The sequence below is a fragment of the Acidovorax sp. genome (assembly GCF_046341535.1).
Classification (GTDB): domain Bacteria; phylum Pseudomonadota; class Gammaproteobacteria; order Burkholderiales; family Burkholderiaceae_C; genus Acidovorax.
Map to the genome: position 1 here is coordinate 1 of NZ_JBKDRI010000033.1, position 3,187 is coordinate 3,187.

General features: G+C 63.5%; 3 protein-coding genes and 1 pseudogene. All 4 read left to right on the plus strand.

The window, feature by feature from the left end:
• A partial coding sequence (locus ACK543_RS02180; protein ID WP_409941234.1) for a FliI/YscN family ATPase occupies positions 1-858 on the plus strand: 858 nt, incomplete at its 5' end.
• Positions 859-887: 29 nt separating this feature from the next.
• Positions 888-1,337, plus strand: coding sequence for a flagellar export protein FliJ (fliJ, locus tag ACK543_RS02185; RefSeq protein WP_409941236.1), 450 nt, complete (start codon positions 888-890; stop codon positions 1,335-1,337).
• A gap of 1 nt (position 1,338) precedes the next feature.
• A complete protein-coding gene (locus tag ACK543_RS02190) occupies positions 1,339-2,712 on the plus strand; it encodes a flagellar hook-length control protein FliK (RefSeq protein ID WP_409941235.1) in 1,374 nt (457 codons plus the stop codon).
• 269 nt (positions 2,713-2,981) lie between these two features.
• A pseudogene (locus ACK543_RS02195) lies at positions 2,982-3,187 on the plus strand (flagellar basal body protein FliL); the annotation flags it as partial.

Sequence of the window (3,187 nt, forward strand, 5' to 3'; positions counted from 1 at the left end):
ACGGTGGGGCGCGGGCAGCGGCTGGGCTTGTTCGCGGGCTCGGGCGTGGGCAAGAGCGTGCTGCTCGGAATGATGGCCCGCTACACCCAGGCGGACGTCATCGTGGTCGGTCTGATTGGCGAGCGCGGCCGTGAGGTCAAGGAGTTCATCGAGGACATTCTTGGCCAGGAGGGGCGGGCTCGCTCGGTAGTGGTGGCGGCGCCTGCAGACGCACCACCGCTTTTGCGCATGCAGGGCGCCTCCTACGCGACCGCGGTGGCAGAGCACTTTCGCGACAAAGGCTTGCACGTTCTCTTGTTGATGGATTCGCTGACCCGCTACGCCATGGCCCAGCGAGAGATTGCCCTTGCCATCGGCGAGCCGCCAGCGACCAAGGGGTATCCGCCATCGTGTTTCGCCAAGTTGCCTCATCTGGTGGAGCGCGCTGGAAACGGGCTGCACGGCGTGGGCTCGATCACCGCCTTCTACACCGTGCTGTCCGAGGGCGACGACCAGCAGGATCCGATTGCAGATGCAGCCCGGGCCATCCTGGATGGGCACATCGTGCTGTCGCGGGCGCTTGCGGAGACGGGACATTTCCCGGCCATCGATATCGAACAGTCCGCTTCGCGGGTCATGCACAACGTGGTGATCACTGAGCACTTCGATTTGGCCCGACGCTTCAGGGCGGCTTACTCGCGTTACCAAAAGAGCCGCGATCTCATCCAGGTAGGTGCTTACATGAGCGGGTCCGACCCGGCCCTCGATGAAGCCATTCGCCTGCAGCCTCAGATGGCAGACTTTCTTCAGCAGGACATGTTCGAGGCGTCTTCGCTAGGGCAAAGCGTGGCTGCCATGGACGCCGTGCTGGGTCAATGAACGCGTTGATCAACGGGGTGCCCGCTTTCATGTCCAACCTGAGTTCGTTGCTTGTCGCCGTCAATCTGGCCATGCGTCAGCGCGATGACGCACGCAAGGCTTTGCAGGCCGCCCTGGCTGCCCAGCAGGCGGCCAGGGCCCAGCTGGAGCAATTGAACGACTATGCCCGCGAGACCGAGGCCCGCTGGGGCGTGCGAGCCGATGCCGACATGAAGCCGGAGGTGATGTACCACCACATCCAGTTCATGGGCCGACTCGGACATGCGGCGGGGCTTCAGACCACCGTGGTGGGTGATCACGAGGGTCGCGTGAACATGGCACGGCAAACGCTTTTGCAAGCAGAGCTCAGGCTCGCCAGTTTGTCCAAGGTCGTCGACAAGCGCCGCAGTGATATCGAACTGGCCAATGCGCGCCGAGAACAGAAACAGACGGACGAGCGGGCGTCGCTACGGTACCGCAACTCCCAGCAGGAGCATTGACATGGAACCCACACGAGTTGCTGCGACACCCTCTGGCCCCTCGGCCAAGCAATCCCCGCTTGCGGCAGGACACCTGCAGCGCGGCAAGGCAAACGGTCAAAGCCAGAGTGCAGGCGCCACTGCCAATCCCGCGGACTTTTTGTCACTGCTTGCCGACCTGCAACAGTCGCTTGACGCGGTGAACTCCCCGCTGGATGTGGCGGGTGACGAGCCAGCCGCCGATGCTGTTTTGACGTTGCCTGATCTGCTGCAGACCGATGCGCCCCCCATTGCTGCATGGCAAGACTTGCTGGCTTCTCGCGATGCTCCAGCGCCCGCACCGGGGCTGACCATTCAGGGCGCTGAGATTGGCCGGCCAATGGTGGCCGGACAGCAGACCGGGCGTGACCTGACCGCGCTGAGCGGTGTGGGAGCCAAGCTCGGTGCAGTTGACAGCGATGTGTTCGTCCTCCGGGGCGGAGCGCGCAGTCAAGGGCCCAGCCCGGATGCCACTGGTCTTGAGACCACCGCCGATGTGCGTGGGGGTGCCGTCGCCAACCCGGTTTCTGGCTACGGCCGTGCCTTCACACGTCTTCACAACGCGATGGCTTTGCGTGCCGATCCCGTCGAAGGCCCGGCCCTGCGCGGCGCCGTGACGGCAGGGGCCTCAGACCGGGCGTCAGGTCCGCTCACAAGTACGCTGGGCGCTGTCCTGGTGCAAATGCAGGCGAGCGCGGTTGGGGTGCCTGCGTTTGCGTCGGAGCGTGCGGTGGCCCGTAGTCTGATGGCTGCAGACCTACCGGCTGATGTGGCTGGCCTGATCGCGCCCGGCATGGAGCAGGCCCAGAATGCGGGCTCCCGGGCATCCGCGGAGGGGTCCAGCCCGCGTGATTTTGGTCACCGTGCCGATGGCATCGCTGAGCCAGAGCGTACCGCCGGTGCGGCCGAGCCCTTCGACAGCGCCCTGTCATCTGCTGACGCGACGCAGTCAGGCGTCGAAGACCAGATTTCCGAACAAGTTGCCTACTGGGTCAATCAGGAAACGCAAAACGCAGAGCTGACCGTCCATCGCGATGGCCTGCCCGTGGAGGTATCGGTGTCACTATCGGGTAACGAAGCCCATGTGACTTTTCGAAGTGATCAGGAACAAACCCGTGAGTTGCTCGACCGCAGCATGGCTCAATTGAGCGAACTGCTGCGGGGTGAGGGGCTGGTGCTTTCGGGTATGTCAGTCGGGTCGTCAGCAGGTCGAAGCCTTGCGGGGGGACAGGGCGGCGATCAGAAGCGACAGCGAGAAGAAGCCGGGCAGAGGCAGGTCAATGTGGTTGCGCCCGCTGGTGCCCTGCGCGCCAGGACGGATCAGTCGTTGGACGGCTCTGTCGATGTCTTTGTGTAGGTGATCGGTCGTACGTGCGACTTCGAATGTGTCAATCGGCATGCAGGCAAGCAGGGCTCTCTTGCCCGGATCAGCGCGGCATCCCTGGCGTAAGGCGCGGCTGTGGCGTAAGGCGTATCGGGGCGCTTCGTAGGCGCTGACTACCCGGGTTTTGGGTGGCTATTCTGGGTATTATGGGATGTGTCAGCATCCGATAATGGGCCATCGCAGGCGCCCTCTGCATTGAGTCCAATGTAAAGACTGCATCCCTCACACAAGGAATCCGCATCGTGTCAGACGCCCCAGCCCCAGCCGTCAAGGTCAAAAGCAAGAAGATGCTGGTGATCATCCTCGGCGTTGTGCTACTGCTTGTGTTGGCCGGTGGCGGGGCCGCTGCCTGGTTCATGACGCGTTCCCACGGTGAAGATGAAGAAGGTGGCGGTAGCCCGTCTGCGGCGAAAGAAGTGCCCAAGGTGGCGCCGACATTTTTGCCGCT

What these genes read in the sequence shown, in the direction of transcription:
- fliJ (WP_409941236.1), top strand. Translation starts at nt 888, where the DNA reads ATGTCCAACCTGAGTTCGTTGCTTGTCGCCGTCAATCTGGCCATGCGT.
- ACK543_RS02190 (WP_409941235.1), top strand. Translation starts at nt 1,339, where the DNA reads ATGGAACCCACACGAGTTGCTGCGACACCCTCTGGCCCCTCGGCCAAG.